Source organism: Flavobacterium sp., assembly GCF_043720215.1.
Taxonomy (GTDB): domain Bacteria; phylum Bacteroidota; class Bacteroidia; order Flavobacteriales; family Flavobacteriaceae; genus Flavobacterium.
This window is the reverse complement of the sequence record NZ_JAYSSZ010000061.1, coordinates 1-2,052: the sequence shown is the minus strand read 5'-3', so window position 1 is coordinate 2,052 and position 2,052 is coordinate 1. Positions and strand designations below refer to the sequence as shown.

Sequence of the window (2,052 nt, the reverse complement as noted above, 5' to 3'; positions counted from 1 at the left end):
TCATGGCAGAAAACAACAATCTGTCTACAAATGCATCGTTTCGGCTTCCGTCTTTTTTCAGAAATTTGAATAACTCGTTTACATAATGGTCTTTTCTTTCTCTGCCTAAAGTTAATCCACGCTCTTTTATGATATTGTGTACCAACTGAAAATGTTCAATTTCTTCTTTAGCAATCTTTAATAATTCAGTTACTAATTCCTCATGTTCTGAATTATAAGTAATAATGGTAATAACATTTGTAGCCGCTTTTTGTTCGCACCAAGCATGATCAGTTAGAATTTCTTCTATATTTGATTCTACAATATTTACCCAACGCGGGTCGGTTTTCAGTTTTAGTCCTAACATAACTTAAAAAATAAGAGTGTAAAATTACATTTTTTAGTTTTGATTTTAAGCTTCAATAAAATAATTAATAATCGTATTTTGCATAAAATTTTTTTAGGTTGAAAAATAAGACATTTTTAATAATAGGTTTGGTTTGGCCAGAACCCAAATCATCGGCAGCTGGAACAAGAATGTTACAACTCATAAAGTTGTTTCAAAAACAAGATTATGAAATTGTTTTTGCCTCGGCAGCACAAGAAAGTGACTTTTCATTTGACTTAAAATCAATTGGAGTTATAACTCAGCAAATTATTTTAAACTCTACTACTTTTGATGGTTTTATAAAAGAATTGAATCCTGAAATCGCATTATTTGACCGATTTGTTATAGAAGAACAGTTTGGTTGGCGGGTTTACGAAAACTGTCCGACCGCATTACGAATTTTAGATACCGAAGATTTGCATTCTCTGAGATTAACTCGTCAAAACGCTATTAAAAAAAACATAGAATTTCAATTTTCAGATTTGCTAACTTCTGATATTGCAAAACGTGAAATTGCTAGTATTTTGCGATGTGATTTGTCATTAATCATATCGGAAATTGAAATAAAAATTCTAGTAGATATTTTCAAAATAGATTCTAATTTATTGTATTATTTGCCTTTGTTTTTTGATTTGAAAGAAGAAAATAAGCCGATAGATTTTCATCAAAAGAAAGATTTTGTATTTATAGGAAATTTTCTTCACGAACCCAATTGGGATGCTGTAAAACAGCTTAAAGAAAAAATTTGGCCACAAATTAGAAAAGAATTGCCAGAAGTAATGATGCATATTTATGGAGCTTATCCTTCGCAAAAAGTATTGCAATTGCATAATTCTAGCGAGAATTTTATTATTCATGGTCGAGCAAATAGTGCTGAAGATGTCATAAAAAGTGCAAGAGTTTTACTCGCTCCAATTCGTTTTGGAGCTGGTCTAAAAGGAAAATTGCTTGAAGCAATGCAATTAGGAACACCAACTATTACTACGAGTATTGGAGCCGAAGGAATAAATGCAAATTGTTATTGGAACGGTTTTATAACTGATGATTTTGAAGAATTTGCTTCTAAAGCAGTTTTGTTATATAAAGATGAAACACTTTGGGATAAGTCTCAAAAAAATGGATTTGAGATATTAGAAAATAGGTTTAAAAAGGATTTATTTGAAAAATTATTTACAGATAAGATAGATTTCCTACAATCAAATATAGAAAATCACAGGAAATTAAATTTTATAGGAAGTCTGTTATTACATCACACAGCATTAAGTACAAAATATATGTCACGCTGGATTGAAGAGAAGAATAAGTAATATTATAAATAAATAGTATAGATTATTCAGTAAAATTTGTTAATTTTATTAAGCCTTATTAATTTATTTTGACTAATAGATGCTAAAAAGCTTATTCTACTTTATTATTTTTATTATTTTCCATTTCACCTCTTTTGGTCAAGTGTATGATTTTCAGATGGTCAATCAAGAAGATGGATTGCCATCATCTACAATTAATGTAATATTTCAGGATAGTAGAGATTATATATGGATTGGAACTGATGGTGCAGGACTTGTAAAATATGACGGATTAAACTATGAAATTTTTAATAAAAATAATGGCTTAAATAGCGAGTTTATTACTGATATTATTGAAGATAGTAATAATAATTTAGTTATTGCCACAAAATATGGAGG

General features: G+C 29.0%; 3 protein-coding genes. 2 read left to right on the top strand and 1 reads right to left on the bottom strand.

Annotation, left to right across the window (positions count from 1 at the left end):
• A partial coding sequence (miaE, locus tag ACHZC3_RS02785; protein WP_394758355.1) for a tRNA isopentenyl-2-thiomethyl-A-37 hydroxylase MiaE occupies positions 1-346 on the bottom strand: 346 nt, incomplete at its 3' end.
• A gap of 98 nt (positions 347-444) precedes the next feature.
• Between miaE and ACHZC3_RS02780 the strand changes: the two genes are divergently transcribed.
• Both ACHZC3_RS02780 and ACHZC3_RS02775 read left to right on the top strand, forming a co-directional pair.
• Positions 445-1,674, top strand: a complete 1,230-nt coding sequence (locus tag ACHZC3_RS02780; RefSeq protein WP_394758354.1) for a glycosyltransferase family 4 protein — start codon at positions 445-447, stop codon at positions 1,672-1,674.
• 79 nt (positions 1,675-1,753) lie between these two features.
• Positions 1,754-2,052: two-component regulator propeller domain-containing protein (locus ACHZC3_RS02775; RefSeq protein WP_394758353.1), on the top strand; the 299-nt coding region annotated here is incomplete at its 3' end.